Source organism: Glycomyces halotolerans, from assembly GCF_054779575.1.
The window spans coordinates 135,067-158,957 of sequence record NZ_BAAGXZ010000005.1 but is presented as its reverse complement, the minus strand read 5'-3'; the positions used below and the strand labels follow the sequence as shown (position 1 = coordinate 158,957).

Sequence of the window (23,891 nt, the reverse complement as noted above, 5' to 3'; positions counted from 1 at the left end):
CTTCGGGCTCGGGTGCGCGCCGGTCGCACCGCCCGATGAAAGACTGGAGGGCATGGCACAGAGAAGAGGCGGACGGTACCGCAGGCCCGATTCCCGCGCGATTGATGATCATCGTTCATATCCACCTCGCCATGACCTGTCTAACGAACTAACGGCCCTCGAGGGTGCGAGTTACGGCCGATATAAATCGTTGCGGGGCGAATGGCGGACAACGGAGTCGACGCTCACGATCGTCAAAGTCCAATCAGACCCGTTCGCGCCGCCCAGCCGCATCGAGCTCGCATTCGACCCCGAACAGGCCGACCTGCTCGAGCCCTGGACGTCCACGCCCGGCCGCCGAGCGGCCATGGCCGCGCTCCTCGCCAAGCGCTTCCGCAAGGCCTGCCGCACCCGCGACCTCCGCATCGACGCCGGCGGCCAGGAGATCCTGCGCCGCTCCTCATGCGAAGTCGACCCGGACGGATCGGTGGTGTTCCGACTCGGCGCCCAGCTGCCGGGACGCGGACGGCGCATCGACGGGCGAGCCGCGGCCCGGCTGCTCTGCGAAGCGCTCCCCGACGCGGCCGACTCCGCGCTGGCGGTCGGCGACGACGAGGCCGAACGCTGGGTGCGCCACGCCGACGACGCGGCGGCGCTGCGCGAGGCGGTGGCCGAGCGGGGCCTGGTCGCGTTCGTGGCCGACGGTTCGATGCTCGCGCGCCGCTCCGGGGTCGACGACCGGCCCCTCGAAGGCGGCGTGAGGTTCACCGCCCCCGAATCGATGGCGGTGACCATCGAGCTGCCCCACGCCGGAACGGTGCGCGGCATGGGCGTCGGACCGGGGGTGACCTTGATCGTCGGCGGCGGCTTCCACGGCAAGTCGACGCTGCTGCGCGCCCTGGAGGCCGCGGTGTGGGACCACGTGCCCGGCGACGGGCGCGAGTTCGTCGTCGCCGACCCCTCGGCGGTGAAGATCCGCGCCGAGGACGGTCGCGCGGTCACCGGCGTCGACGTCCGCGCCTTCGTCGACCACCTGCCCTCCGGTGAGGACACCGCGCATTTCACGACCGCGAACGCCTCGGGCTCGACCTCCCAGGCCGCCTCGATCGTGGAGGCGATCGAGGCGGGCTCGCGCCTGCTGCTCATCGACGAGGACACCGCGGCCACGAACCTCATGATCCGCGACGCGCGCATGCAGGAACTGGTCGCCAAGGACCGGGAGCCGCTGACACCGCTGGTCGACCTGATCCGCTCGATGGCCGACGACCACGGCGTGAGCACCGTGCTGGTCATGGGCGGCTCGGGCGACTACATGGACGTGGCCGACCGCGTGGTCATGATGGACGCCTACCGGCCCGAGGACGTCACCGAGCGCGCCGAGGCGCTGGCGTCCCGGCCGACCGGGCGCGTGGCCGAGGCCGACGCCTTCGGCCGGCCGCGCCCGCGCGTGGTCGACCCGAGGTCGGTCTCCTCCGAGGCCAAGGGCAAGCAGAAGATCAAGGCCGGCGGCACCGACGCGCTCCGATTCGGCGAGTCGGACGTGGACGTGCGAGCGGTCGAGCAGATCACCGACGCGTCGATGACCACCGGCATCGGCCTGGCCCTGGAGGCGGCCGTGCGTCGAGGATGGATCGACGGGACGGCCACAGTGTCCGAAGCACTCGACCGGCTCGAGACGGCCCTGGACGACGGCGGCGTCGCGGCGCTGCTGAAGATCAGAAATGCGGACCTGGCCATTCCGCGGCGCTTCGAAGTGGCCGCCGCGCTCAATCGCATGCGAGCGTTGCGGGTGCGCCAATCCGACGCGGAATGACGAATACGGAACATGCCCGCACCATATCGGTGCGGGCATGAAAAGTGCCTTCGCGGCTCCGATCCCCAAAGGCCGCGAAGGCACTTGAACTCTATCGGGTTCCCGACAGTCACGCGAGTAAGTGTCGGGATGTTGACACTTCGAAGTCCGGGGACGACAGAGGGCCGCCGACGGCATCGGCGGCCCTCATATCGCTCGTTCCAGCTCGAGCCCCGGTCAGAAGCCCGGACCGTGCTGGTGGGAGTGACCGTGGCCGTGACTGTGGCCGTGGCCGTGCTCCTCTTCGTCCTCGGGCTTGTCGACGATCGTCACCTCGGTCGTCAGCAGCATGCCGACGATCGAACCGGCGTTCAGCAGCGCGTTGCGCGTGACCTTCACCGGGTCGATGATGCCGGCCTTCACGAGGTCCTCGTACTCGCCGGTGACCGCGTTCCAGCCCTCGCGGGAGCTGGACTTGGCGGCGACGGCGTCGACGATGACGTCCCCGCGGGCGCCGGAGTTGACCGCGATGCGGTACAGCGGCTCGGTGAGGGCCGCCTCGACGATCCGGATGCCCACGCGGGCCTCGGCGTCCTCGAGTTCGACCTTCTCCAGCGCCGAGAGCGCGTGGACCAGGGCCGCGCCGCCGCCGGCGACGATGCCCTCCTCGACCGCGGCGCGGGTCGCCGACACGGCGTCCTCGATGCGGTGCTTGCGCTCCTTGAGCTCCACCTCGGTGGCGGCGCCGACCTGGATGACCGCCACACCGCCCGAGAGCTTAGCGAGACGCTCCTCGAGCTTCTCGCGGTCCCAGGAGGAGTCGGTCTGCTCGATCTGGGCCTTGATCTGCTTGACGCGGGCCTCGACGTCGTCCTTGGCGCCGGCGCCGTCCACGATCGTGGTCGAGTCCTTGTCGATCGTGACGCGGCGGGCCGAGCCCAGGTGCGACAGGTCCGCGGACTTGATGTCCAGGCCGATCTCCGAGGAGATCACCTCGGCGCCGGTGAGCGACGCGATGTCGCCCAGGATGGCCTTGCGGCGGTCGCCGAAGGCCGGGGCCTTGACCGCGCAGACCTTCAGGGTCCCGCGCAGGGCGTTGACCGACAGCGTGGCCAGAGCCTGGCCGTCGACGTCCTCGGCGATGATCAAGAGCGGCTTGGAGGACTCGATGACCTTCTCCAGCACCGGCAGCAGGTCCTCCACCGAGGAGATCTTGCCGTTGGTGATGAGGATGTACGGGTCCTCGAAGACCGTCTGGCGGGCCTCCTGGTCGGTGATGAAGTTCGGCGAGATGTAGCCCTTGTCGAACTGCATGCCCTCGGTGACCTCGAGAAGGGTCTCCAGACTGGAGCCGTCCTCGATGGAGATGACGCCCTCGGCGCCGACCACGTCCATGGCCTTCGCGATGAGCTCGCCGATCTCCGGGTCCTGCGCCGAGATCGACGCGACCTGCGCGATGTTCTCGTGGTCGGAGATGTCGATGGCCTGGTTCAGCAGCTCGTCCGAGACCGCCTGCGTGGCCGCCTCGATGCCCCTGCGGATCGCGACCGGGTTGGCCCCGGCGGCGATCGCCTTGATGCCGGCCCGGCTCATCTTCTGAGCCAGGACCGTGGCGGTGGTGGTGCCGTCGCCGGCGACGTCGTTGGTCTTGGTGGCGACCTCCTTGACCAGCTGCGCGCCCAGATTGGCGTACGGGTCCTTGAGCTCGATCTCCTTGGCGATGGTGACGCCGTCGTTGGTGATGATCGGCGCTCCGAAGGAGCGGTCGAGGACCACGTTGCGGCCCTTCGGGCCGAGCGTGACCTTGACGGTGTCGGCGAGTTCGTCGATGCCGCGCAGCAGCTCGCCGCGGGCCTCCTCGGCGAAGTTGAGAATCTTCGGCATGGTTAACCTTCCTTGTCGAGCGGAGAACACGAAAGGGCCCCCCACGGCGACGCTTGTGGACCGCGGACCGGCCCGGTCGAGAGGGGCCCTGGCGTCGCTACTGCTCGACGACGGCGAGGACGTCGCGGGACGAGAGAACGAGGTACTCTTCGCCGGCGTACTTGACCTCGGTGCCGCCGTACTTCGAGTAGATGACCACGTCACCGACATTGACGTCGACGGGGATGCGGTTGCCCTTGTCGTCGAAGTTGCCGGGACCGACGGCCAGGACGGTGCCCTCCTGCGGCTTCTCCTTGGCGGTGTCCGGGATGACGATGCCGGAGGCGGTGGTGGTCTCGGCCTCGTTGGCCTGGACTACGATGCGGTCGCCGAGCGGCCTGATAGCAGCCTTGCTCACTTGGTCTTCTCCTCATAGCTCGTTGCGGTGAACCGCCACGACAGCGCGGGTCTCGTCGTCGCGGGTGCCGAGGCACCGGCCCGTGGCTCCTGGCACTCTCAAGGCGAGAGTGCCAGGTTGATTCTAAACCTTAGCAGTCTCGATCTGCGAGTGCTAAGACAGAGGTTAGTTCGCGCTGGTGAGGACGTCCACGCGGGGTCCGCGCCCATGGCGAACCTCGCACACCCCCGGCCGCAGGGCCCGTAAGGGATCATTGCCTTCGTGGATACCAGCCAGCTCGCGGCGCTGCAAGCCGACCCGGACCTGCAACGACGCGCCGCCCAGGCGCGAGACGACCACGGACCCCGCGCGGCGTTGGCACTGCGCCGCACCGGCGCCGACCCGAGCCTGGCCGCCGCCGCGCTCACATTGGCCGAACTGCGGGCCCGAGCCGAGGCGAAGTTCGGCGACCGGGCCGAGCGGCTCTACCTCACCAGAGCGGGGCTCGAGCAGGCCACCAGGTGGCCCGTGGCCGCCCGCCGTGCCGCCAGGTTCGCCGCGCGCACCGGCGAGGTCGCCGACCTGTGCTGCGGCCTGGGCGCCGACGCTCTCGCGTTCGCCGAAGCGGGGCTGCGCGTCGAGGCCGTCGACCGCGACGAGACGACCGCGGCGCTGGCGCGCGCCAACGCCGAAGCGTTCGGCGCGGACGTGACGGTCCGAGTCGACGACGCGCTGCGCTCACCGCTGCGGGAGGCGGTGTTCGCCGACCCGGCGCGACGCTCACGCGGCAGGCGGGCCTTCGATCCGGCCGACTACTCGCCGCCGCTGGAGGCGCTGCTGGAGCGCCTCGCGGGCGTCCGCTTCGCGGCCGTCAAACTCGGGCCGGGCATCGACCACGCGTGGCTGGACGGCAGGGACGCCGAAGCGGAGTGGGTGTCGGTGGACCGGGACGTGGTGGAGGCGTGCCTGTGGCTGGGCGAGGCCGCCGAGGCCCCGCGCCGGGCGAGCGTGAGGGTCGGCGGGGCCTGGCACGAGCTGACCGGCACCGGCCGGCGGCGCGCCGAGAGCGGGCCGCTGGGGACGTACCTCTACGAACCGGACGGCGCGGTGATCAGGGCGGGCCTGGTGGCCGAGCTGGCGGAGCGGCTGGAGGCCCACACGGGCCACGAGGACATCGCCTACCTCTACAGCGACCGGCTCGCCGCCACGCCGCTGGCGAGGGTCTGGAAGATCGAGGAGGTCTGGCCCCTGAACGCCAAGAAGCTGCGAGCGCTCTTGGCCGAGCGCGGCATCGGCCGTCTGACGATCAAACAGAGAGGCACCGGCATCGACCCGGCCGAGCTCCGCAAACGACTGAAACTCAAGGGGCCGAACGAGGCGACGCTGGTCGCGACCCGCCTCCAGGGCGGCCACGCCGCCCTCCTCTGCTCCGAAGTCGAGGCGGTGTGAGTCTTCGTTCCGGGCCGCCCTTCCAGGCTCCCTTCGCAGTTCGGATAATTCCACGGGCCGAAAGCAAGGCTCGTTCGGAACGCTCAGTGTCGCCTTTCCGACACCGTCACGGGAGGCGGGCGGTGAGGTCCACTTCGATGAGCTGATCGGGGTAGCCGAGCGCGGCCACGCCCACGACGGTGCTCGCGGCCTTGAACGCCGGGGCCAGCTCGGTCGCTTCGGCGAGGCGGTGCCAGGCCCGGCCGACGGTCCTGCTGTCGGCGCCGACCACGTAGACCACCGAGCGGACCACGTCTTCGGGCCGCGCGCCGACCGAGGCCAGCGCGGCGACGCAGTTGGCCGCGACCTGGTCGATCTGCCGGTCCAGGTCGCCTATCCCCACCACGCGTTCGTCGGCGTCGAGCGGGCACTGCCCGGCGAGGAAGGCGAGCCGCCCCGGCTCGACCACCGTCACGTGCTCGTATCCGGCGGTGGGGTGCAATGCGCGTTCGCTCATGGGCGGAGGCTATAGGAGGCCCGGCTGCCGGGCCAGCGGATATCCCGGCCTCACTCGGGCCAGGCGGCGATCAGGTCCTCCGGACCGAAGCGGGCGTCCAGGCCGTCGCAGTCGAAGCCGCTTCGGGACGCCGCGATCAGCGGGACCGGCTGGCCGGTCACCGCGGCGCGTTGGTTCTGCAGGGCCGTCAGGTCGCGGCGGTCGAACCGGTCGTGGTCGAGCCACTTGATCGAGCCGAGGAAGAGCAGTTCTTTCGCCACCGGGGCGTGGTCGGCGCCGACGATGTCGATCTCGACGGCGTTGCTGCGGGTCCAGTAGCCGCCGACGTGCCTGGCCGCCGGGACCTGCTCGACCGGCAGCAGCCGGGCCAGCGATTCGCGGACCAGCGGCTCCATCGCCCTGCCGCGCCAGCTCGTCCATGACTTGCGGATCCGCTCAAGCGTGAGATCGCCGCGGCCGCGCTCGATCTCGTCCATGTGCGGCTCAACCAGGGCCAGCCAGAAACGCAAGTACGGGTCGGCGATGGAGTATCGGCGATCCTTCGAGGGTTTCAGGGAGATCGGAAGATTCGACTCCACGATCCCCTTCTCGATCAGGACCTTCAAAGCTCGATCCAAAGTCGGGTGTCGTACTCCACCGGCCGCACGAGCGATATTGCTGAAACTGCGTTCTCCGCTGCCGATCGCCCGCATCACTTCGCCTGCCATCGCGGTCGTCGGAAATTCGGCGGCGAGGACCCGCTCGGCCGACACCAGCAGCGCGGAGATCGGATCGGACAGTGATCGTCCGAGAAAGTCCCACAGCCCGGTACGAGGTTCCCATTCGGCGCAGATCAGCGGCACTCCACCCGTGACGAGCGCGACGTCGAAGGCCTCCGCGGGCTCGAGCTCGAGCATCCGCCCGACCTCAGCGGGATTGAGCGGTCCCAACACCATCTCGGTGCCGCGCTGAAAGAACGGGCGCTCGTAACTGTTGAGCGCCTTCATCATCGACAAGTCGGAGCCGATGAGGAGCAGCAGTACCGGTTTCCGGCACAGATGGCGGTCCCAGTCGCGCTGCAGGACGCCTTCGAAATCCGGCACCCGTTCCATCAGATAGGGAACTTCGTCGAGTACGACCACGCTCGGAACATCGTCCGGGAGGCTGTCTGCGAGCAGCCGGAAAGCGTAGCCCCAATCGGAGGGAGAGTGGTCTAGATACTCCTGACGGTCGGGAAGGTCCGACCAGGCCACGGCGTCCGTGAAGGCCGCCAGCTCCCGCTCGGAGGAGCGCTTTCCGGCCGCGAAGTACACCGAAGGCACCCCCGCCTGATGAGCGAACTGCTCTACCAGGCTCGACTTCCCCAGCCGTCGTCGTCCGCGCAGCATGATGCATCGGCCTGGCTTCCAACCGCCCATCCCGGCCCGAACCGATGCAAGAGCTTTGCTCAGAGTGTCGAGCTCACGCTTCCGGCCGATGAACTTCCGCATCCGTGCACCTCTCGACAGTAACAAGCATGTTACTATCAATATTGATAGTAACAACAGTGATACTAACATTCTTGATAGTACTTTCAGCGATACTGCCGAGAGGCGAAGCTACCGGGGGTGGCTCAGCTTGTAGCGCAGGTTCGCGTCCTTCTCCGCGACCATGCGTTCGAGGTCGACCTGGTAGTTCGACATCCGCTCCCGCAGCGCCGGATCGGACGCGGCGAGGATCCTCACCGCTAGCAGGCCGGCGTTGCGGGCGCCGCCGATCGAGACCGTGGCCACCGGGACCCCGGCGGGCATCTGCACGATCGAGAGCAGCGAGTCCATGCCGTCGAGGTGCTTGAGCGGCACCGGCACACCGATGACCGGCAGCGGCGTCCCTGCGGCGACCATGCCCGGCAGGTGGGCGGCGCCTCCGGCGCCGGCGATGATGACCTGCAGGCCTCGGGAGGCCGCCGAGTCGGCGTACGAGAGCATCGCGTGCGCCGTCCGGTGCGCCGAGACGACGCGGACTTCGAAGGGGACGTCGAACTCCTCGAGCGCCTCGGCGGCCGCTTCCATAGTGGGCCAGTCGGAATCCGATCCCATGATCACGCCGACGCGGGCGCGTGCGCTGTCTGCCATGCCCTGAGCCTACTTGCCTTCGGTCAGCCACCGGGCGGCTCGCACCGCGCGTTCGCGGAGCCGGCCGACGTCGTCGCCGCAGACGGTCACGTGCCCGATCTTGCGGCCGGGGCGCACGACCTTGCCGTACAGGTGGACGTGCGCGCCCGGGTCGTCGGCCAGCAGGTGCTGGAGCCGCTCGTCCAGGCGCGGGCCGCCGGGTCGGCCGCCGAGGACGTTGGCCATGACCGTCACCGGCGCGCACGGCTCGGTCGAGCCCAGCGGGTAGTCGAGGACCGCCCGCAGGTGCTGCTCGAACTGGCTGGTCCGGGCCCCTTCGATGGTCCAGTGCCCGGAGTTGTGGGCCCGCATCGCCAGTTCGTTGACGAACAGGCCGCGGGAGGTCTGGAACAGTTCGACCGCGAGCATCCCGCACACGTCGAGTTCGGCCGCGACGGTGCGGGCGATGTCGGCGGCCTCGCGGGCGGTCGCCTCGTCCAGGTGCGGGGCGGGGGCGACGACCTCGGTGCAGATCCCGCCGCGCTGCACGGTCTCGACCACCGGGTAGACGGCAATCTCGCCGCGCGGGGAGCGGGCGACCTGCACGGCCAGTTCCCGCTGGAGCGGCATCCGCTCCTCGGCGATCAAGCGGATCCCCGAGGCGAGGAGGGCCTGGGCGTCACCGGGCGTCTCGACCATCCACACGCCTCTGCCGTCGTAGCCGCCGGTCGCGGCCTTGAGCACGCACGGCAGCCCGAAGGCCTCCACGTCGGAGATGGAGTCGACCTTCGCCCAGCGGGGCATCGGGAGGCCGAGCTCGCCGAGGCGGGTCCGCATGGCCTCCTTGTCCTGGGCGTACACCAGCGCCTCGGGTCGCGGCTGCATGACCACCCCGTCGGCGGCCAGCGCCTCGAGCGCCTTCTGGGGGACGTGCTCGTGGTCGAAGGTGACCACGGTGGCGCCGGCGGCGAACTCGCGCAGGTCCCCGATGTCGCGGTAGTCGCCGATCTGGACTCGGGCGGCGACGGCGGCGGCGCTCTCGGCGGGGTCGGCGGCGAGCACTTTGAGGCTCTGCCCGAGCGCGATGGCGGCCTGGTGGGTCATGCGGGCGAGTTGACCGGCGCCGATGACGGCTACGGTCGGGAGTTGGGTCGCGGCGTCCACGGGCAGAGCGTATCCTCTCGCTCGCCCACGCCCGGAGCGAACGGCGGCCGGCGTGATGTGGATCGGATAGATTCGGTGGCGTGATCGAGTACTACTCCCCCGCAGAGATCGAGCGGATGCGCCCGGCCGGGCGGTTCGTGGCCCGGACCCTGGCCGAGCTGGCCGCGGTCGCCGACGTCGGCGTGAACCTCTTGGAGCTGGACGAGCTGGCCTCGCGCCGCATCAAGGAGGCCGGAGGGACCTCCTGCTATGTCGACTACCATCCCTCGTTCGGCGCCAGCCCGTTCGGGAAGGTGCTGTGCACGTCGGTCAACGACGCGGTGCTGCACGGCCTGCCGCACGACTACCGGCTGCGGGACGGGGACCTGCTGAGTCTTGACTTCGCGGTGGAGGTCGACGGCTGGGTGGCCGACTCGGCGGTGAGCGTCGTGGTCGGCACGCCGCGCGAGGAGGACCTGCGGCTCATCGACACCGCCGCGCGGGCGTTGGAGGCCGGCATCGGGGCGGCGACGACGGACAACAAGATCGGCGACATCTCGGCGGCGATCGCGGGCGTCGCCCGGGCCGACGGGCTGTCGGTCAACACCGAGTTCGGCGGGCACGGGGTGGGCCGGACGATGCACGCCGACCCGCAGGTGCCCAACGACGGCCGGGCCGGGCGGGGCCTGCGGCTGCGCCCGGGCCTGGTGATCGCGATCGAGCCGTGGTTCCTGCACACCACCGACCGGATCCGCTACGACGCCGACGGGTGGACGCTGCGCAGCGCCGACGGCTCGCGGGGCGCGCACATGGAGCACACCGTGGCGATCACCGAGGACGGGCCGATCGTGCTGACCGACCGGTCGGGCCTGGAGTAGGTCGCCGCTAGGGCGCGTTTGACAACCGCGCTAGTGGTTGGTTCCGGCGCGTCTGAGTCGTTCCATGCGGTCGATCATGCGTTCGCCGGCGATCTCTTCGGCGGTGACGGCGTACCCGTAGTGGTCGCGCCAGTCGCCGTCGATGTAGAGGTAGCGCTTGTGGAGGCCTTCGCGGCGCAGGCCGAGTTTCTCGGCGATCCGGTTGGAGGGGCCGTTCTCGGGGCGGATGTTGACTTCGATGCGGTGGAGGCGCCCGACGGTGAGGGCGTGGTCGATGACCAGCGCCAGCGCGGTGGCGGTGATGCCCTTGCCGGCGTGGCCCTGGTCGATCCAGTAGCCGGCGTAGGCCGAGCCGAAGGCGCGGCGGACGATGTTGCCGACGGTGAGTCCGCCGACCAGTTCGCCGCGGTGGCACACGGCCAGCGGCCAGCTGGTGCCGTCTTTGACCGAGCGTCTGAGGCCGCGGAGCATGGCGCGGAAGGCCGCCGGGGAGTGGGCTTCGTGCCAGGTGGTGCCGGTGCCGGGTTCCCAGGGGGCGAGCCAGGCCTCGTTGGAGCGGCGCAGGTCGCTCCAGCGCCGGGCGTCGCCGCGGCGGAAGGGTCTGACGCTCACATCGCCGTGGGCGAGGTTCACCGGCCAGCCGGGGTTGGAAAGGGTCATCTAATGCGGTCCAAAAGCTGTGCGTCCGGGCAGAGGGTTCATCGGTTTCGATCCAGCAGCAGCACGTCGACCGTCGACCCGGCGGGCACCCGGGTGGCGTTCTCGCCGATGGTCATCAGGCCGGTGGCCTCGGCGATGCCGGTGAGCGTGTATGAGGTCGATCCCAGGGGTGCGACGGTGTAGCCGCCGCCGCGTCGCTCGGCGACTCGGACGGGGCGGAACTCGCGCAGCCCGTTCGGTGAGGATACGGGCTCGGTGAGGTTGGCTCGCACGCTGGGCCGGAATACCGGTTCGGCGCCGGCGAGGCGCTGGACGAGCGGGCGGGCGACGACCTCGAAGGCGATCATGGCCGAGACCGGGTCGCCGGGCAGGCACACGATGGGGACCTCTTCGGGGCCGATGGTGCCGAAGCCCATCGTCTCGCACAGGTAGACCGCGACCGGCTGGAAGGAGACCGCGCCGTCGCGCGAGAGGGTGCGGCGGACCATGTCGCCGGGCCCGGTGCCGGTGCCGCCGGTGGTGATGACGAGGTCGGCGCGGAGGATCTGGTCGTCGAGGACGGTGCGGAGCGCGTCGGGCTCGTCGTCGCAGATGCCGACGCGGTAGGCGTGGGCGCCGGCTTCGGAGGCGGCGGCGGTGACCAGGTGGGAGTTGACGTCGACGAGCTGGCCGGGCTGGGAGGGGCGGCCGGTGTCGACCAGTTCGTCGCCGGTGGCGATGACGACCACGCGCGGGGTGGGGCGGACGACGACGTCGGCGACGCCGGCGGCGGCGAGCAGGCCGATGAGCTGGGGGGTGATGCGGCGGCCCTCGTGGGCGAGGATCTCTCCGGAGGCGCGTTCGGAGCCGAGGCGGCGCAGGCCGTGGCCGCGGCGGGGCACTTGGCGGACTTCGACGGTGGCCATGCCTTCGTCGGTCCAGGCCAGGGGCACGACGATGTCGGCGCCGACCGGCAGGGGCGCGCCGGCGGCGACGGAGAAGCAGGTGCCTTTGACGAGGCGGACGGGCCGCCATGAGGAGGCGGCGAGGTCGCCGAGGACTTTGAGGCCGACGCCTCTTTCGGGGCTGGCGCCGGCCAGGTCGTCGGCGGCGGCGGCGTAGCCGTCGATGGCCGCGTAGTCGAACGCGGGCAGCGGGCCGGCACTGGTGACGTCCTCGGCGAGGACCGACCCGGTCGAGCGGGTCATGTCGACGTCGGTGGGCGGCAGGGGGCGGACCAGGGCCAGCGCTTTCGACAGGAAATCCGCCAGTGGCGTCGCCTCGCCGCTCCCCTTCACCGATCAGCCCCCCGTTTGTCGAGTCCCCACCGTGTCCGTCCGCTGCCGAGCAGCGCCGCTGCTAGTCCAGTGTCGCACTGAATTCGCGCAGCCAGGCGTTGAAGCCGGGCAAGTCGTCGCGTTCGCTGGCGAGTTCCACCAGCGTCTGGAGGTACTCGACCGGCTGCCCGGTGTCGTAGCGGCGGCCCCGGAAGACCACGCCGTGGACGGGGGTTCCCTTGCCGCGCATGGTGTCCATGGCGTCGGTGAGTTGGATCTCACCGCCGCGGCCGGGCGGGGTGGCGTGGAGGACCGGGAAGATCGATCCGGGCAGGACGTAGCGTCCGATGAGAATGAGGTTCGAGGGGGCCTGGTCGACGTCGGGTTTCTCGACCATGCCGGTGACCTCGACGACGTCGTCGGTGTCGGTCGTCTCGATCGAGGCGACCCCGTAGCGGGAGACCTCCTCGCGGGGGACCTCCATGAGGGCCAGGACGATGCCGCCGGTCCGGGCCTGCAGGTCGATCATGCGCGGCAGGAGCTTGTCGTCGAGGTGGCAGAACTCGTCGCCGAGCAGGACGGCGAACGGCTCGTCGCCGACGTGGGCGGCGGCGCGGCCGACCGCGTGGCCCAGGCCGAGGGCGCCGCCTTGGCGGACGGTGTGGATCTCGGCGATGCGCTCGGGGGCCTTGACCGCCTCCAGGGCGGCGTCCTTGCCCTTCTCTTCGAGCGCGGCCTCGAGGTCGAGGCGGGCGTCGAAGTAGTCGACCATGGAGTCCTTGCCGCGGGCGGTGACGAGCAGGACGTCGTCGGCGCCGGCGGCGGCGGCCTCCTCGACGATGTACTCGAGCACCGGCTTGTCGACGATCGGCAGCAGCTCCTTCGGGACGGCCTTGGTGACCGGGAGGAAGCGGGTGGCGTTGCCGGCTGCGGGAATGACGGCCTTGGTGGCCCGACGCGAGGTATCAGACATAGGGCGAGAGTATCGCGGCGACGCTGCGTCAGGTGTTCGCCACCCGCATTCGCGCGCGGCCGTTCCCACCTGCGCCGCTTCACAAGAGCCCGAGTTGTTCTCACTTGTCTCGGGCTCCACTCAGGTGGCCACCCGCCAGGTGTCCCTCCCGGCGGCTTTGGCCGCGTACAGCGCCTCGTCGGCGGCGGCCACGACCTCCGCGGCCCCGTCGGCGTGCTGGCCGAGCACCGCGATGCCCACCGAGACGGTGATGCGCAGCTCCAGGCCCCCTGCGCCGGCGTTGACCTTGAACGGCCGGCTGGCCACGGCCCGGCTGAGCCGCTCGGCCACCACCGACGCGCCGGCGGCGTCGGTCTCGGGCAGCAGCACCATGAACTCCTCGCCGCCCTGCCTGAACGCGAGGTCGACCTCGCGGATCTGCGCGGTGATGCGCCGGGCCAGCTCGGCGAGGACCTGGTCGCCGACCGGGTGGCCGTAGGTGTCGTTGACGTCCTTGAACCGGTCGAGATCGATCGCCAGCAGCGCCGAGGAGCGCTGGTAGCGGCGCACCCGCTCGGCCTCGCGCCGCAGCGAGGTCTGCATGAACCGGTAGTTCCACAGCCCCGTGAGCGGATCGGTCAGACTCAACCGCTGGGCCTGGCGGTGCAGCAGCACGTTCTCCACGGCCACCGCGACCTGCCCGGCGAAGGTCTTGAGGGTCTCGACGTCGCCGTCCTCGAAGTCGAGGGCCGCGATCCGGTTGTAGAGCACGAGCACCCCGAGCACACCCCGGCCCGGGGCCCGGGACGGACCGGCGGCCTCGTCGTCGCCGACCGCCTTCCTGGCGCCCGGATGCTCCGGTTCGGCGATCCGGCGGCTGCTGAAGGGCACCGCGACGATCGTCCGCGCGTCCGGTTCGGTCGAGGCGCGCTCCCAGTCGCCGAGCCGCCCGTCCACGATCCGGCCGTGCGCCGGGGCGCCGCTGGCGGCGATCGCGCCGATGACCCCTTCACCGATGCGGACGGTGGCCGGCTCGTCGATGCCGAGGACCCCTTCGGCGGCGCGCTGGACGAGCCGGTCGGTGTCGGCGACGTCGGCGAGCATCACCAGGCCCGCCTCGGCGTTCGTGGTCACCATCGCGGTGTCGAGGATGACCTCGAGGATCCGGTCGAGGTCGAGGGTCGCGGTGAGGGTCTCGCCGAGCCAGCCGAGCTGGCCGCGCATCTGGTCGCGGGAGGTCGTCAATGCCTGCACGTAGGCCTGCGTCTGGGCGGTCATGCGGTTGAAGTTCCGCGCCAGCTGCGCGAACTCGTCGCGCCCGTGGGTCTGGACGCGGACGTCCAGGTCCCCTTCGCTGATGCGCTGGGCCGCGGCCGACAGCTCGGCCAGCGGCCGGGTGGTCGAGCGCGACAGCCAGGCGGCCAGGCCCACCGCGCAGACGGCCGAGACGGCGACCATGGCCGCCAGCGTCCAGTACATCGGGGTGATGTCGCCGGAGACGGTGCCGATGCGCAGCGGCAGGAACGAGTCGGTGTAGGCCCACGTGCCCGCCTCGCCGGCGCCGACGACCAGGCGCCGACCGCGGCCGTCCTGAAGAATGAGATCGGCGTCGGCCGCATGCGCGATCGAGCTCAGGAAGTCCTCGTCGACCAGGCGGAACGCCGAGAAGACGGCGGTGGTGCCGTCGGAGTTCTGGACCTGCGCCTGCGCCCCGAGCGCCACGATCGGCTCGGCCTTGGGCCCCACCGCGGTGGAGCCGCAGTCGATCCAGGCGCCGGAGGGCGCCTCGGCGCCGACGCTGCTGGTGGTCGACTCGGCCCGCTCGATGCTCGAGAAGACCACGCCGTCGACCACCGAGCGTTCGACCAGCAGTTCGGCCATCTCGGCGGCGTTGCCGCCGCCGCTGCGGTAGTTGAGGGCCACCGCCGCCGCGGAGGCCTGGATGCGCTCGCAGACGGTTCCGAGTGTGGAGTCGACCATGGTGACCGCCGAGTCGGCCAGGTTCGCGCTGCGGGTGTCCGCCAGATGGGACATGATGGCAGCGACGAAGAAGGCCCCCACCAGTACCGGCCCCAGCACGACGACGAGGAACGCCGTGGTGAGCCGTGAGCGCAGCGACACCGAAGCCCCCTCAAGTTCACTCCCTAGAAGACTACCTAGAGCGACCGTGCAGCCACGACATGGCGTGAGGTTCGGGCCAGAACCACCCGAAAGTATGAGCTGCGCTAACTTTTCGGGGGAACGCGCCCCGATGAACGTCCGATCACCCAGAGGAGCGATGTGATCACCGCCAAGCCCGAGACCCGCAGACGCCTGCTCACCGGCAGAAAGACCATGCCCGAAGCCGAACGCCACACCGCCGACCACGCCATGTGGACCGCACTGCGGGACTTCCTCGCCCAGGCCGTGCCCCGGCGAGCCCCCATCGCCGCCTACCGCCCCTTCGGCGCCGAACCCGGCGCGAGCCTCCAGCCCGAACTGCCCGAACGCCTCGCCGAAGACTACGAAGTCCTCCTCCCGGTGACCCTGGCCGACAACGACCTCGACTGGACCGTCGTCGGCACCGACCTGCCCGGACCGATCCCCGCGCCCGACTCCGGGGCCGCACTGGCCCTCACCGGGCCCAGGGGCACCGAAGCCGTCGCCGCCACCCGCGGGACCGGCGCGATCGCCGGCGCCGCGGCGGTGATCGTGCCGGCGCTGGCCGTCTCCGCGGCGGGGGTGCGGCTCGGCCGCGGCGGCGGCTCCTACGACCGCGCCCTCGCCCGCGTGAGCGAGGGCGTCCCGGTGGTCGCGCTGCTGCGCGACGGCGAGTTCGGCCTCGAGGTCCCCGCCGAACCCCACGACCGTCCCGTGACCGCCGTCATCACGCCTTCGGGCGGCTTCGAGGCGGTCGGGGCCGCGTCACCGCCCATCGGGATGGGATTAGCACTCCGGGGCGCTGAGTGCTAATGTCGATGGCGCTCGAGTGCGATGCCCGGCGGCGCCGCCGCCGCGCTCGGCGCGTAGCCGGCGAGCCGCCGATCGGCTCTGTTCACTGCTGGAGGAGACCGTGCCGACATACGAATACCGCTGCAAAGAGTGCGGCTTCGAGTTCGACAAGCACCAGTCGTTCACCGAGCCGCGCCTGACCGACTGCCCCAGCTGCGCGACGGCCGGCAGCCTGCGCAAGGTCTTCGGCAACGTCGGCGTCACCTTCAAGGGCAGCGGCTTCTACCGCACCGACTCCCGCTCCGGCGACTCGAGCACCCTCGGATCCAACGGCTCCCAGAACGGCGCCAAGAAGACCGAGGGCAAGACCGAGACCAAGTCCGAGTCGAAGACCGAGTCCAAGCCCGCCGCGGCCACCGAGTCCAAGGCGGCCTAAGCGAGCACCACGACGGTCGTCAGGACCAGCTGCGCGAGCGCGAGCGGCACCAGGCCCTTCCAGCACAGCGCCTGGATCTGGTCGACCCGCAGCCGAGGCCAGGCCACGCGCAGCCAGATGACCACCGTCGCCAGAGCGCCGGTCTTCAGCAGCGTCCACAGCCAGCCCAGCGACTCCGGCCCGGGCCCGCGCCAGCCGCCCAGGAACAGCACCGAGGTCAGCGCCGCGATGACGACGATGCCGGCGTACTCGGCCAGCAGCAGCAGCGCGAACCGCAGCCCGGTGTACTCGGTGAGGTAACCGAACACCAGCTCCGAGTCGGCCACCGGCGCGTCGAACGGCGGGCGGCGGATCTCGGCGAGCCCGGCGGTGAAGAACACGACCGCCGCCGGCGCCTGCCACAGCAGCCACCACGGGCTCCAGGCCACCACGATCCCCGGCAGGCTCAGCGTCCCGGCCGCGACGGCCACCGACGCCGCGGCCAGCACCAGCGGCAGCTCGTAGGCCATCAGCTGCGCGGCCCCGCGCAGCGCCCCGACGAGCGTGTACTTGTTCGCCGACGCCCACCCGGCCATGAGGACGGCCAGCACGCCCACGCCGACCAGCGCCAGCACCACGAACAGGCCCATCTCGAGCGCCGAGCCGACCAGGTCGCCGGGCCCGAGCGGAATGAACAGCAGCACCAGCAGGTACGGCACCAGCGCCACGGCCGGGGCCAGCTTGAAGACCGGCTTGTCGGCCGCGTCGGGGACGATGTCCTCCTTCTGCGCGAACTTGACCCCGTCGGCGATCAGCTGCGCCCAGCCGTGGAAGCGGCCGGCGTGCATCGGGCCCAGCCGGCCCTGCATGTGGGCCATGAGCTTGTGCTCGGCCTGCCCGACCAGCAGCGGCAGCAGCAGGAACGCGGCCATGACGCCGACGAGTTTGAGCCCGATCTCAAGCATCGGTCGGCTCCTCGGGCCGGCCCCAGCCGTCGGGGACGCCCGGCGGCTTCTTCGGGGCCCGCTTGCGGGCGCCGGGGCGGCCGCCGCCGGGTTCCTTCTCGCCGGGCCAGGGTTTGACGACGCGGGAGGCGAGGACGAAGTCCTTGCGCAGCGGGTGGCCCTCGAACTCCGGGGGCAGCAGCAGCGGCTTCAAGTCGGGGTGGCCGGCGAAGTCCACGCCGAACATCTCGTGGGTCTCGCGTTCGTGCCAGTTCGCGCCCGGGTAGAGGTCGGTGACGGTGTCGACCGGCCCGTCGGCGGCGCAGCGCAGCAGCACCCCGCGCCGCGCCGCGATCGACCACAGGTGCGCGGCCACGAGCATGGGGGCCTGGGCGTCCTCGACCTCGCTCCGGTCGACCGCCGAGAGCCAGTCGAAGAAGTCGCATCCGAGTCGGTCGCGGCAGGTGCGCACCGCCTCGTGCCACCGCTCGGCGGGGACGTCGGCGACCGCGCGGGCGCCGACGGCCTCGACCGCGACGCCGAGAGCGGCGCCGACGCGGTCGGTCCAGGACTCACCCATCGCCGCTCCAACCGGACACTGCAGGACATATCCTATAGGATATGGGATCACGCATCGGGCGGCCTCCTCAGCGGCGCTCGCAGGCTCGCGGCCTCGCGCCGGGCCGCGGCCGCTCCGCGCGAGCCGCCGCGGGTCAGCGGTTCGTCGCCGATCTGCTCCTGGAGCTTGCCGATCCCGTACAGGAGCGCCTCGGGGCGCGGCGGGCAGCCGGGCACGTACACGTCCACCGGGATGATCTGGTCGACGCCCTTGGTCACGCAGTAGGAGTCCCAGTAGGGCCCGCCGGAGTTCGAGCAGGCCCCGAACGAGATGACGTACTTCGGCTCGGGCATCTGGTCGTAGAGCCGCTTGATCGCCGGGGCCATCTTGTCGGTGACCGTCCCGGACACGACCATGAGGTCGGCCTGGCGCGGCGAGTGCGCGAACGGGATGACGCCGAGCCGGATGAAGTCGTGGCGGCTCATCGAGGCGGCGATGAACTCGATCGCGCAGCAGGCCAGTCCGAAGTTGAACACCCACAGCGAGTACCGCCGGCCCCAGTTGAGCAGGAACCGGATCGGCTCGCCGAGCACGCCCGCGCCCGCCTCGCCCGAGCGCGACGGGAACGGCAGCTTCACTGCCACTTGAGGACCCCTTTCCTCCAGGCGTAGGCCAGTCCCAGCGCCAGCACACCGACGAAGAGCCCCATCTCGGCGGCCGCGGCGGCGCCGAAGCCGGCGAAGACCGCCGCCCACGGGAACAGGAACACCGCTTCGACGGCGAACAGCACGAACAGGAACGCGTAGACGTAGTAGCGGATCTGCACCTGCGCCCAGTCGCCGCCGACCGGGTCGACGCCGCACTCGTAGGTCGAGCCCTTCGCCGCCGACGGCGAGCGGGGCCGCAGCAGCCGGTTCGCCGCCAGCGCGAAGGCCACGAACGCGAACCCGGCCAGCAGGAGCACCCCGAAGACCGCGTAGTCGCCGAGCAGGGAGGAGTTCATGGTCACACCATAGTGCGGGGGCCGGTCCGAGGGAAGCGGCGCGGCGGCCCGGTTCGGTCCGGCGACCGGATTTTTCCCGCCCCGCCGCAACCGGCGGGCGGCGCCGGGCGTGTAAGTGTGCGAAGAGGATCAACAGCGGGTCCGCAGCTTCGGATCCGCGCCCGACGCCGAGAGAGCCCCGCACATGACCGTCGCCAGCGCGCCGACGCAGCGCCGAGACCGGACCGTACCGGTCCGGCGTCCGTGCGCGTTCCGCTCGGCACCGGCGGTGACGAGTCCCGAACCCACCCCGCCTCCCCTCGCCGTGTGTTCGAACGCGACAATGAAGGCCGCCGGGTCCGCCCGCCCGGACCCGATCGGTGCCCTTGTCCCCCCTACCTGTGCTGGAGCGGATGTGCGAACGGAGGCGGAGTTCACCGACCTCTACGAGAATCACTTCTCGGAGCTCACTGCCCAGGTGTGCGCGTACCTCGGCGACGCGACCGAGGCCCAGGACCTCGTCCAGGAGGCGTTCCTGCGGGCCTGGCAGCGCTGGGACAAGGTCGGCGGCTACGAGGAGCCGGTCGCGTGGGTCCGCCGCGTGGCCTGGAACCTGGCGACCAGCCGCCACCGCCGCAACCAGGTGGTGCGCAAATTCCTGCAGAAGTCGGCGCCGCCCGAGCCCGCGCCCGCCGCCGGCCCCGACCACGTGGCCCTGGTGGCCGCGCTGCAGCAGGTGCCGGCCAAGCGCCGCAAGGCCCTGGTGCTCCACTACATGGCCGACATGTCGATCAGTTCGATCGCCGAGGCCACCGGGGCGCGGGAGGGCACGGTCAAGTCGTGGCTCCACCGGGGCCGCAAGGAACTCGCCGCGCTGCTGGTCGACGAGACCGCCGCGCCGCACGCCGGCCCCGACACGATGCCGATCAAGATCCGCCGCCCGAAGCCGACCGGCACCGCGAAGGTCCCCGCGCCCGAGCAGCGAGCATCCGTGAAGGAGGACCGCCGATGAACGCCGATCGACACGGTGACGACGCCGCCGAACCGGGCGACGACGCGGTCGCTGCCGCCTTCGCCGCCTACCGGGCCGACGCCCCGTCCGCCTTCCCGCCGCCGTCCGTGGACGACCTGATCATGTCCGGCCCGGCCGCGCTGCGCCGCCGCCGCATCGTCTCCCTGGCCGCGGTGGTCGGGGCGTGCACGGCGGTGACCGCCGGCGGTTTCGCGGTCGCGCAGACGCTCGGCTCGCCCGAACCGGCCGAGCAGGCGCCGCCGACGGCGCTGCAGGGCCCCGCGTCCGAGTCCTCGCCGCAGGACACGCAGCTGGGCGCGACGCAGGCGCCCCCGACCGGCGGCGCGGGCGAGGACGAGGCCACCGCCACGGCCGGGGCCGACGAGGCCTCCTCGACGATCGCCGTCGGCGACTGGGACGGGGTGTGCGCGGGCGGGTCCTTCGAGGTCGACACCGAGACCTGGGAGCTGACCGACGGCTCGGAGTGGACGGTCGGCCAGGCCCTGGTCGGCGACGTGACCGGCGACGAGGCGCCCGAGACGGTGCTGTCGCTGACGTGCCGGGAGCGGACCGCGGTCGCGGCCTTCAGCGGCGACCAGAGCGATCTCGCGCATATGGCGTGGGTGTGGCAGCCAGACGAGTCACAAGCGCTCTCCGAGATCGCCGGGCTGGAGGCCGGGGTGATTACACTCCAGGGGCTCGACGACGCCTCCGCGACATGGACGGCGCGCTATGAGTGGGACGGCGGGGCCTTCGTCGCGATCGACCAGGAGCCTTCGACCGGACCGAGTCCGTCCGAGACTCCGGCGACCCCCGAACCGGACGAGACTCATACCACACAGGCGACGCCGACCGGCGAGGCCGGCGACTGAGGCGAGTGCGCCCGCACCGGGGCCCAACGGGTCCGGAGAAAGCGCGCTTTCCCACTGTTCGAGAACAGCCGGACACCAGCGTGTCAGCTGCGTCGCGCACTGGACGCTTGGTTGGCAAGGGGACGCTCGGGCCGCGTAGCATCGCAAGTGAAGAAGACAGTGGCGGAGCCGAGGTCCGGCATCCCGCAACACACGCCGCCCGCCCGCGCGTGCTCGTTCAACCCGCATGAGGAGAACTTGGTGAATACCGTCCGGCAACTCGACCGGGTCGTCATCCGCTTCGCAGGGGACTCCGGTGACGGGATGCAACTCACCGGCGACCGATTCACAGCGGAGACCGCCAAGCTCGGCAACGACCTCTCGACCCTCCCGAACTTCCCGGCCGAGATCCGCGCCCCCGCCGGCACCCTCCCGGGCGTCTCCAGCTTCCAGATCCACTTCGCCGACTCCGACATCCTCACCCCGGGCGACGAGCCCGAGGTGCTGGTCGCGATGAACCCGGCCGCGCTCAAGGCGAACCTGCGCGACCTCAAGTCCGGCGGCGTGGTCATCGTCAACACCGACGAGTTCACCAAGCGCAACCTCACCAAGGTCGGCTACGGCGTCAGCCCGCTCGAGGACGGCTCGCTGGAGGACTACCAGCTCATCGAGGTGCCGCTCACCAGCCTGACGATCGCCGCGCTCGAGGACTACGAGGTCGGCAAGAAGGACGCGGCCCGCAGCAAGAACATGTTCGCCCTGGGCCTGCTGTCCTGGATGTACTCGCGCACCACCGAGGTGACCGAGCAGTTCCTGCGCAAGAAGTTCGCCGCCAAGCCGCAGATCGCCGAGGCCAACATCGCGGCGCTCAAGGCCGGCTGGAACTACGGCGAGACCGCCGAGTCGTTCGCGGTCCAGTACGAGATCCCGCCGGCGACCCTGCCGGCCGGCACCTACCGCAACATCACCGGCAACGCGGCCCTGGCCTGGGGCGTGCTCGCCTCCGGCGTCGCCTCGGGCCTGCCGGTGTTCCTGGGCGCCTACCCGATCACCCCGGCCAGCGACATCCTGCACGAGCTGTCCAAGCACAAGCGCTTCGGCGTGACCACGATGCAGGCCGAGGACGAGATCGCCGCCGCGGGCGCGGCCCTGGGGGCCGCCTGGGGCGGGGCGCTGGGCATCACGACCTCCTCGGGCCCGGGCATCGCGCTCAAGTCCGAGACGATCTCGCTGGGCGTCTCCTTGGAGCTGCCCCTGATCGTCATCGACGTGCAGCGGGCCGGGCCCAGCACCGGCATGCCGACCAAGACCGAGCAGGCCGACTTGATGATGGCCATGTTCGGCCGCCACGGCGAGGCGCCGATCGCCGTCCTCGCCCCGCAGTCCCCTTCGGACTGCTTCGACGCGATGCTCGAGGCCACGCGCATGGCCGTGCGGTACCGCACCCCGGTGATGCTGCTGAGCGACGGCTACATCGCCAACGGCGCCGAGCCGTGGAGGCTGCCGGAGCCGAGCGAGCTGCCCGACCTGGCCGTCGAGTTCGCGACCGAGCCGAACGACGTCGACGCCGACGGCAACGAGCGGTTCCTGCCGTTCAAGCGCGACCCCGAGACCCTGGCGCGGCCGTGGGCCGTGCCGGGCACGCCGGGGCTGCAGCACCGCATCGGCGGCATCGAGAAGGCCGACGGCACCGGCGACATCTCCTACGACCCGGCCAACCACGACCACATGGTCCGCACCCGCGCCGCCAAGATCGCGGGGATCGAGGTCCCGGACCTGGAGGTGGAGGACCCCTCCGGCGAGGCGGGCGTGCTCGTCCTCGGCTGGGGCTCGACGTGGGGCCCGATCGGCGCGGCCGTCCGCGGCCTGCGCGACCGCGGCATCCAGATCGCCCGCGCGCACCTGCGCTACCTCAACCCGATGCCCGCCAACGTCGGCGAGGTCTTGGCCCGGTACGACAAGGTCGTGGTCCCGGAGATGAACCTCGGCCAGCTGTCGCTGCTGCTGCGCGGCAACTACCCCGACGTGGACGTGGTCGGCTACAACAAGGTGCGCGGCCTGCCGTTCACCTCCACCGAACTCCAGGACGCCCTCGAGGAGGTCATCAAGAATGGCTGACGTCAAGCTCGACGCCCCGAAGCTGAAGGCCAAGGACTTCAAGTCCGATCAGGAGGTGCGCTGGTGCCCCGGCTGCGGGGACTACGCGATCCTGGCCGCCGTCCAGTCGTTCCTGCCCGAGCTGGGCCTGGAGCGGGAGAAGATCGCGTTCGTCTCCGGCATCGGCTGCTCCTCGCGGTTCCCGTACTACCTGAACACCTATGGGATGCATTCGATCCACGGCCGCGCGCCGTCGATCGCCACGGGGCTGGCCACCAGCCGGCCGGACCTGTCGGTGTGGGTCGTCACCGGCGACGGCGACGCGCTGTCGATCGGCGGCAACCACCTGATCCACGCGCTGCGGCGCAACGTGAACCTGAAGATCCTGCTGTTCAACAACCGGATCTACGGGCTCACCAAGGGCCAGTACTCGCCGACCTCCGAGCAGGGCAAGCTCACCAAGTCCAGCCCGGTCGGGTCGGTCGACGCGCCGTTCAACCCGCTCTCGCTCGCGCTGGGCTCGGAGGCGACGTTCGTGGCCCGCACGCTCGACTCCGACCGCGCCCACCTGCAGCAGGTGCTGCGCGCGGCGGCCGAGCACGAGGGCAGCGCGTTCGTGGAGATCTACCAGAACTGCCCGATCTTCAACGACGACGCCTTCGAGGTGCTCAAGTCCCCCGACACGCGGGACATGTCGCTGATCCGCTTGGAGGACGGCGAGCCGATCCGCTTCGGCGCCGAGGGCCGCGAACAGGTCGTGGTCCAGTCCGGTTACGGCCTGGAGGTGCGCGACGCGTCCGAGACCGACCCGGCCGAGGTGGTCGTGCACCGCTCCGACGTCGACGACCCGGCCTACGCGTTCGCGCTCTCGCGCCTGTCGGGCACGGCGCTGGACCACACGCCGATCGGCGTGTTCCGCAGCGTGCGGAAGCCGACCTACGACGACCAGGTGCGCGCGCAGGTCGAGCAGGCCTCCTCGGGCGTCGACCGCAGGGAGGCCCTGACGGGCCTGCTGCACTCCGGCGACACCTGGACGGTCCTCTAAGCCCCACCGCATCGAGAACGGCCGGCCGGTCCCCGCGAGAGACCGGCCGGCCGTTCTCGACTGCGCCGCACAACCACCGAGAAGGAAGTCGCGAACGGACCGACCCGCGACACGAGCT

At 71.1% G+C, this 23,891-nt stretch carries 23 protein-coding genes; 9 read left to right on the top strand and 14 right to left on the bottom strand.

Annotation, left to right across the window (positions count from 1 at the left end; genetic code table 11):
- Nucleotides 1–52 precede the first annotated feature (52 nt).
- Nucleotides 53–1,792 (top strand): P-loop domain-containing protein, encoded by a 1,740-nt coding sequence (locus tag ACYVL2_RS06920; RefSeq protein WP_460541583.1) that lies wholly within the window; start codon nucleotides 53–55, stop codon nucleotides 1,790–1,792.
- Between the two features lie 216 nt (nucleotides 1,793–2,008).
- Here the strand turns inward: ACYVL2_RS06920 and groL are convergent, their stop codons facing one another.
- Nucleotides 2,009–3,655, bottom strand: a complete 1,647-nt coding sequence (gene groL, locus ACYVL2_RS06915) for a chaperonin GroEL (RefSeq protein WP_460541581.1) — start codon at nucleotides 3,653–3,655, stop codon at nucleotides 2,009–2,011.
- Nucleotides 3,656–3,752: 97 nt separating this feature from the next.
- On the bottom strand, nucleotides 3,753–4,052 hold the full coding sequence (gene groES, locus ACYVL2_RS06910; RefSeq protein WP_460541579.1) for a co-chaperone GroES: 300 nt from the start codon (nucleotides 4,050–4,052) through the stop codon (nucleotides 3,753–3,755).
- 261 nt (nucleotides 4,053–4,313) lie between these two features.
- On the opposite strand from groES, the gene ACYVL2_RS06905 reads away from it, so the two are divergent.
- Nucleotides 4,314–5,480 carry a class I SAM-dependent methyltransferase gene (locus tag ACYVL2_RS06905; protein WP_460541577.1) on the top strand — a complete coding sequence of 389 codons (1,167 nt, stop codon included), beginning with the start codon at nucleotides 4,314–4,316 and terminating at the stop codon, nucleotides 5,478–5,480.
- A 106-nt stretch (nucleotides 5,481–5,586) separates the two neighbouring features.
- Here the strand turns inward: ACYVL2_RS06905 and ACYVL2_RS06900 are convergent, their stop codons facing one another.
- The 4 genes from ACYVL2_RS06900 to ACYVL2_RS06885 form a co-directional block, all read right to left on the bottom strand.
- Nucleotides 5,587–5,976 carry a RidA family protein gene (locus tag ACYVL2_RS06900; protein WP_460541575.1) on the bottom strand — a complete coding sequence of 130 codons (390 nt, stop codon included), beginning with the start codon at nucleotides 5,974–5,976 and terminating at the stop codon, nucleotides 5,587–5,589.
- 50 nt (nucleotides 5,977–6,026) lie between these two features.
- Nucleotides 6,027–7,445 carry an ATP-binding protein gene (locus ACYVL2_RS06895; protein ID WP_460541573.1) on the bottom strand — a complete coding sequence of 473 codons (1,419 nt, stop codon included), beginning with the start codon at nucleotides 7,443–7,445 and terminating at the stop codon, nucleotides 6,027–6,029.
- Nucleotides 7,446–7,553: 108 nt separating this feature from the next.
- Nucleotides 7,554–8,069, bottom strand: coding sequence for a 5-(carboxyamino)imidazole ribonucleotide mutase (gene purE, locus ACYVL2_RS06890; RefSeq protein WP_460541571.1), 516 nt, complete (start codon nucleotides 8,067–8,069; stop codon nucleotides 7,554–7,556).
- A 9-nt stretch (nucleotides 8,070–8,078) separates the two neighbouring features.
- Nucleotides 8,079–9,212, bottom strand: coding sequence for a 5-(carboxyamino)imidazole ribonucleotide synthase (locus ACYVL2_RS06885; RefSeq protein WP_460541569.1), 1,134 nt, complete (start codon nucleotides 9,210–9,212; stop codon nucleotides 8,079–8,081).
- Nucleotides 9,213–9,292: 80 nt separating this feature from the next.
- Between ACYVL2_RS06885 and map the strand changes: the two genes are divergently transcribed.
- Entirely contained in the window at nucleotides 9,293–10,069 is a 777-nt protein-coding gene (gene map / locus ACYVL2_RS06880) for a type I methionyl aminopeptidase (RefSeq protein WP_460541567.1), read from the top strand.
- A 30-nt stretch (nucleotides 10,070–10,099) separates the two neighbouring features.
- Here map and ACYVL2_RS06875 read toward each other — a convergent pair whose 3' ends face one another.
- The 4 genes from ACYVL2_RS06875 to ACYVL2_RS06860 form a co-directional block, all read right to left on the bottom strand.
- Nucleotides 10,100–10,729, bottom strand: coding sequence for a GNAT family N-acetyltransferase (locus tag ACYVL2_RS06875; RefSeq protein WP_460541565.1), 630 nt, complete (start codon nucleotides 10,727–10,729; stop codon nucleotides 10,100–10,102).
- Nucleotides 10,730–10,767: 38 nt separating this feature from the next.
- Nucleotides 10,768–12,006: a molybdopterin molybdotransferase MoeA gene (locus ACYVL2_RS06870; RefSeq protein ID WP_460541563.1), complete on the bottom strand. Its 1,239-nt coding sequence runs from the start codon at nucleotides 12,004–12,006 to the stop codon at nucleotides 10,768–10,770.
- A 61-nt stretch (nucleotides 12,007–12,067) separates the two neighbouring features.
- Complete coding sequence (locus tag ACYVL2_RS06865) at nucleotides 12,068–12,958, bottom strand: UTP--glucose-1-phosphate uridylyltransferase (RefSeq protein ID WP_460541561.1); 891 nt, start codon at nucleotides 12,956–12,958, stop codon at nucleotides 12,068–12,070.
- Nucleotides 12,959–13,078: 120 nt separating this feature from the next.
- Complete coding sequence (locus ACYVL2_RS06860) at nucleotides 13,079–15,058, bottom strand: diguanylate cyclase (protein WP_460541559.1); 1,980 nt, start codon at nucleotides 15,056–15,058, stop codon at nucleotides 13,079–13,081.
- A 159-nt stretch (nucleotides 15,059–15,217) separates the two neighbouring features.
- Here ACYVL2_RS06860 and ACYVL2_RS06855 point away from each other — a divergent pair, with 159 nt between their 5' ends.
- Nucleotides 15,218–15,889 carry a 5-formyltetrahydrofolate cyclo-ligase gene (locus ACYVL2_RS06855; protein ID WP_460541557.1) on the top strand — a complete coding sequence of 224 codons (672 nt, stop codon included), beginning with the start codon at nucleotides 15,218–15,220 and terminating at the stop codon, nucleotides 15,887–15,889.
- 100 nt (nucleotides 15,890–15,989) lie between these two features.
- Entirely contained in the window at nucleotides 15,990–16,304 is a 315-nt protein-coding gene (locus ACYVL2_RS06850) for an FmdB family zinc ribbon protein (protein WP_460541555.1), read from the top strand.
- Here ACYVL2_RS06850 and ACYVL2_RS06845 read toward each other — a convergent pair.
- The 4 genes from ACYVL2_RS06845 to ACYVL2_RS06830 are packed head-to-tail and all read right to left on the bottom strand — an operon-like array spanning nucleotide 16,301 to nucleotide 18,789.
- Nucleotides 16,301–17,248, bottom strand: a complete 948-nt coding sequence (locus ACYVL2_RS06845; protein WP_460541553.1) for a complex I subunit 1/NuoH family protein — start codon at nucleotides 17,246–17,248, stop codon at nucleotides 16,301–16,303. The genes ACYVL2_RS06850 and ACYVL2_RS06845 overlap by 4 nt on opposite strands.
- The gene (locus ACYVL2_RS06840) at nucleotides 17,241–17,807 is read right to left on the bottom strand and encodes an NADH-quinone oxidoreductase subunit C (protein ID WP_460541551.1); all 567 of its coding nucleotides are present in this window, start codon (nucleotides 17,805–17,807) and stop codon (nucleotides 17,241–17,243) included. Before ACYVL2_RS06840 ends, ACYVL2_RS06845 begins: the two co-directional genes overlap by 8 nt.
- Nucleotides 17,808–17,854: 47 nt before the next feature.
- A complete protein-coding gene (locus ACYVL2_RS06835) occupies nucleotides 17,855–18,379 on the bottom strand; it encodes an NADH-quinone oxidoreductase subunit B (protein ID WP_460541654.1) in 525 nt (174 codons plus the stop codon).
- Between the two features lie 41 nt (nucleotides 18,380–18,420).
- Nucleotides 18,421–18,789 carry an NADH-quinone oxidoreductase subunit A gene (locus ACYVL2_RS06830; RefSeq protein ID WP_460541549.1) on the bottom strand — a complete coding sequence of 123 codons (369 nt, stop codon included), beginning with the start codon at nucleotides 18,787–18,789 and terminating at the stop codon, nucleotides 18,421–18,423.
- Nucleotides 18,790–19,183: 394 nt separating this feature from the next.
- Here ACYVL2_RS06830 and ACYVL2_RS06825 point away from each other — a divergent pair, with 394 nt between their 5' ends.
- From ACYVL2_RS06825 to ACYVL2_RS06810, 4 genes are all read left to right on the top strand, one after another.
- Complete coding sequence (locus tag ACYVL2_RS06825; RefSeq protein ID WP_460541547.1) at nucleotides 19,184–19,780, top strand: RNA polymerase sigma factor; 597 nt, start codon at nucleotides 19,184–19,186, stop codon at nucleotides 19,778–19,780.
- Nucleotides 19,777–20,652 (top strand): hypothetical protein, encoded by an 876-nt coding sequence (locus ACYVL2_RS06820; protein ID WP_460541545.1) that lies wholly within the window; start codon nucleotides 19,777–19,779, stop codon nucleotides 20,650–20,652. Before ACYVL2_RS06825 ends, ACYVL2_RS06820 begins: the two co-directional genes overlap by 4 nt.
- Before the next feature lie 240 nt (nucleotides 20,653–20,892).
- Nucleotides 20,893–22,749: a 2-oxoacid:acceptor oxidoreductase subunit alpha gene (locus ACYVL2_RS06815; RefSeq protein ID WP_460541543.1), complete on the top strand. Its 1,857-nt coding sequence runs from the start codon at nucleotides 20,893–20,895 to the stop codon at nucleotides 22,747–22,749.
- Nucleotides 22,742–23,773, top strand: coding sequence for a 2-oxoacid:ferredoxin oxidoreductase subunit beta (locus tag ACYVL2_RS06810; protein ID WP_460541541.1), 1,032 nt, complete (start codon nucleotides 22,742–22,744; stop codon nucleotides 23,771–23,773). Before ACYVL2_RS06815 ends, ACYVL2_RS06810 begins: the two co-directional genes overlap by 8 nt.
- Nucleotides 23,774–23,891 lie beyond the last annotated feature (118 nt).

Excerpts from the sequence above, each read along its gene's own strand:
- ACYVL2_RS06845 (WP_460541553.1), bottom strand. The coding sequence starts at position 17,248 with ATGCTTGAGATCGGGCTCAAACTCGTCGGCGTCATGGCCGCGTTCCTG.
- ACYVL2_RS06900 (WP_460541575.1), bottom strand. The coding sequence starts at position 5,976 with ATGAGCGAACGCGCATTGCACCCCACCGCCGGATACGAGCACGTGACG.
- ACYVL2_RS06895 (WP_460541573.1), bottom strand. The coding sequence starts at position 7,445 with ATGCGGAAGTTCATCGGCCGGAAGCGTGAGCTCGACACTCTGAGCAAA.
- ACYVL2_RS06875 (WP_460541565.1), bottom strand. The coding sequence starts at position 10,729 with ATGACCCTTTCCAACCCCGGCTGGCCGGTGAACCTCGCCCACGGCGAT.
- purE (WP_460541571.1), bottom strand. The coding sequence starts at position 8,069 with ATGGCAGACAGCGCACGCGCCCGCGTCGGCGTGATCATGGGATCGGAT.
- ACYVL2_RS06830 (WP_460541549.1), bottom strand. The coding sequence starts at position 18,789 with ATGAACTCCTCCCTGCTCGGCGACTACGCGGTCTTCGGGGTGCTCCTG.
- groL (WP_460541581.1), bottom strand. The coding sequence starts at position 3,655 with ATGCCGAAGATTCTCAACTTCGCCGAGGAGGCCCGCGGCGAGCTGCTG.
- ACYVL2_RS06820 (WP_460541545.1), top strand. The coding sequence starts at position 19,777 with ATGAACGCCGATCGACACGGTGACGACGCCGCCGAACCGGGCGACGAC.
- ACYVL2_RS06920 (WP_460541583.1), top strand. The coding sequence starts at position 53 with ATGGCACAGAGAAGAGGCGGACGGTACCGCAGGCCCGATTCCCGCGCG.
- ACYVL2_RS06810 (WP_460541541.1), top strand. The coding sequence starts at position 22,742 with ATGGCTGACGTCAAGCTCGACGCCCCGAAGCTGAAGGCCAAGGACTTC.
- ACYVL2_RS06865 (WP_460541561.1), bottom strand. The coding sequence starts at position 12,958 with ATGTCTGATACCTCGCGTCGGGCCACCAAGGCCGTCATTCCCGCAGCC.
- ACYVL2_RS06840 (WP_460541551.1), bottom strand. The coding sequence starts at position 17,807 with ATGGGTGAGTCCTGGACCGACCGCGTCGGCGCCGCTCTCGGCGTCGCG.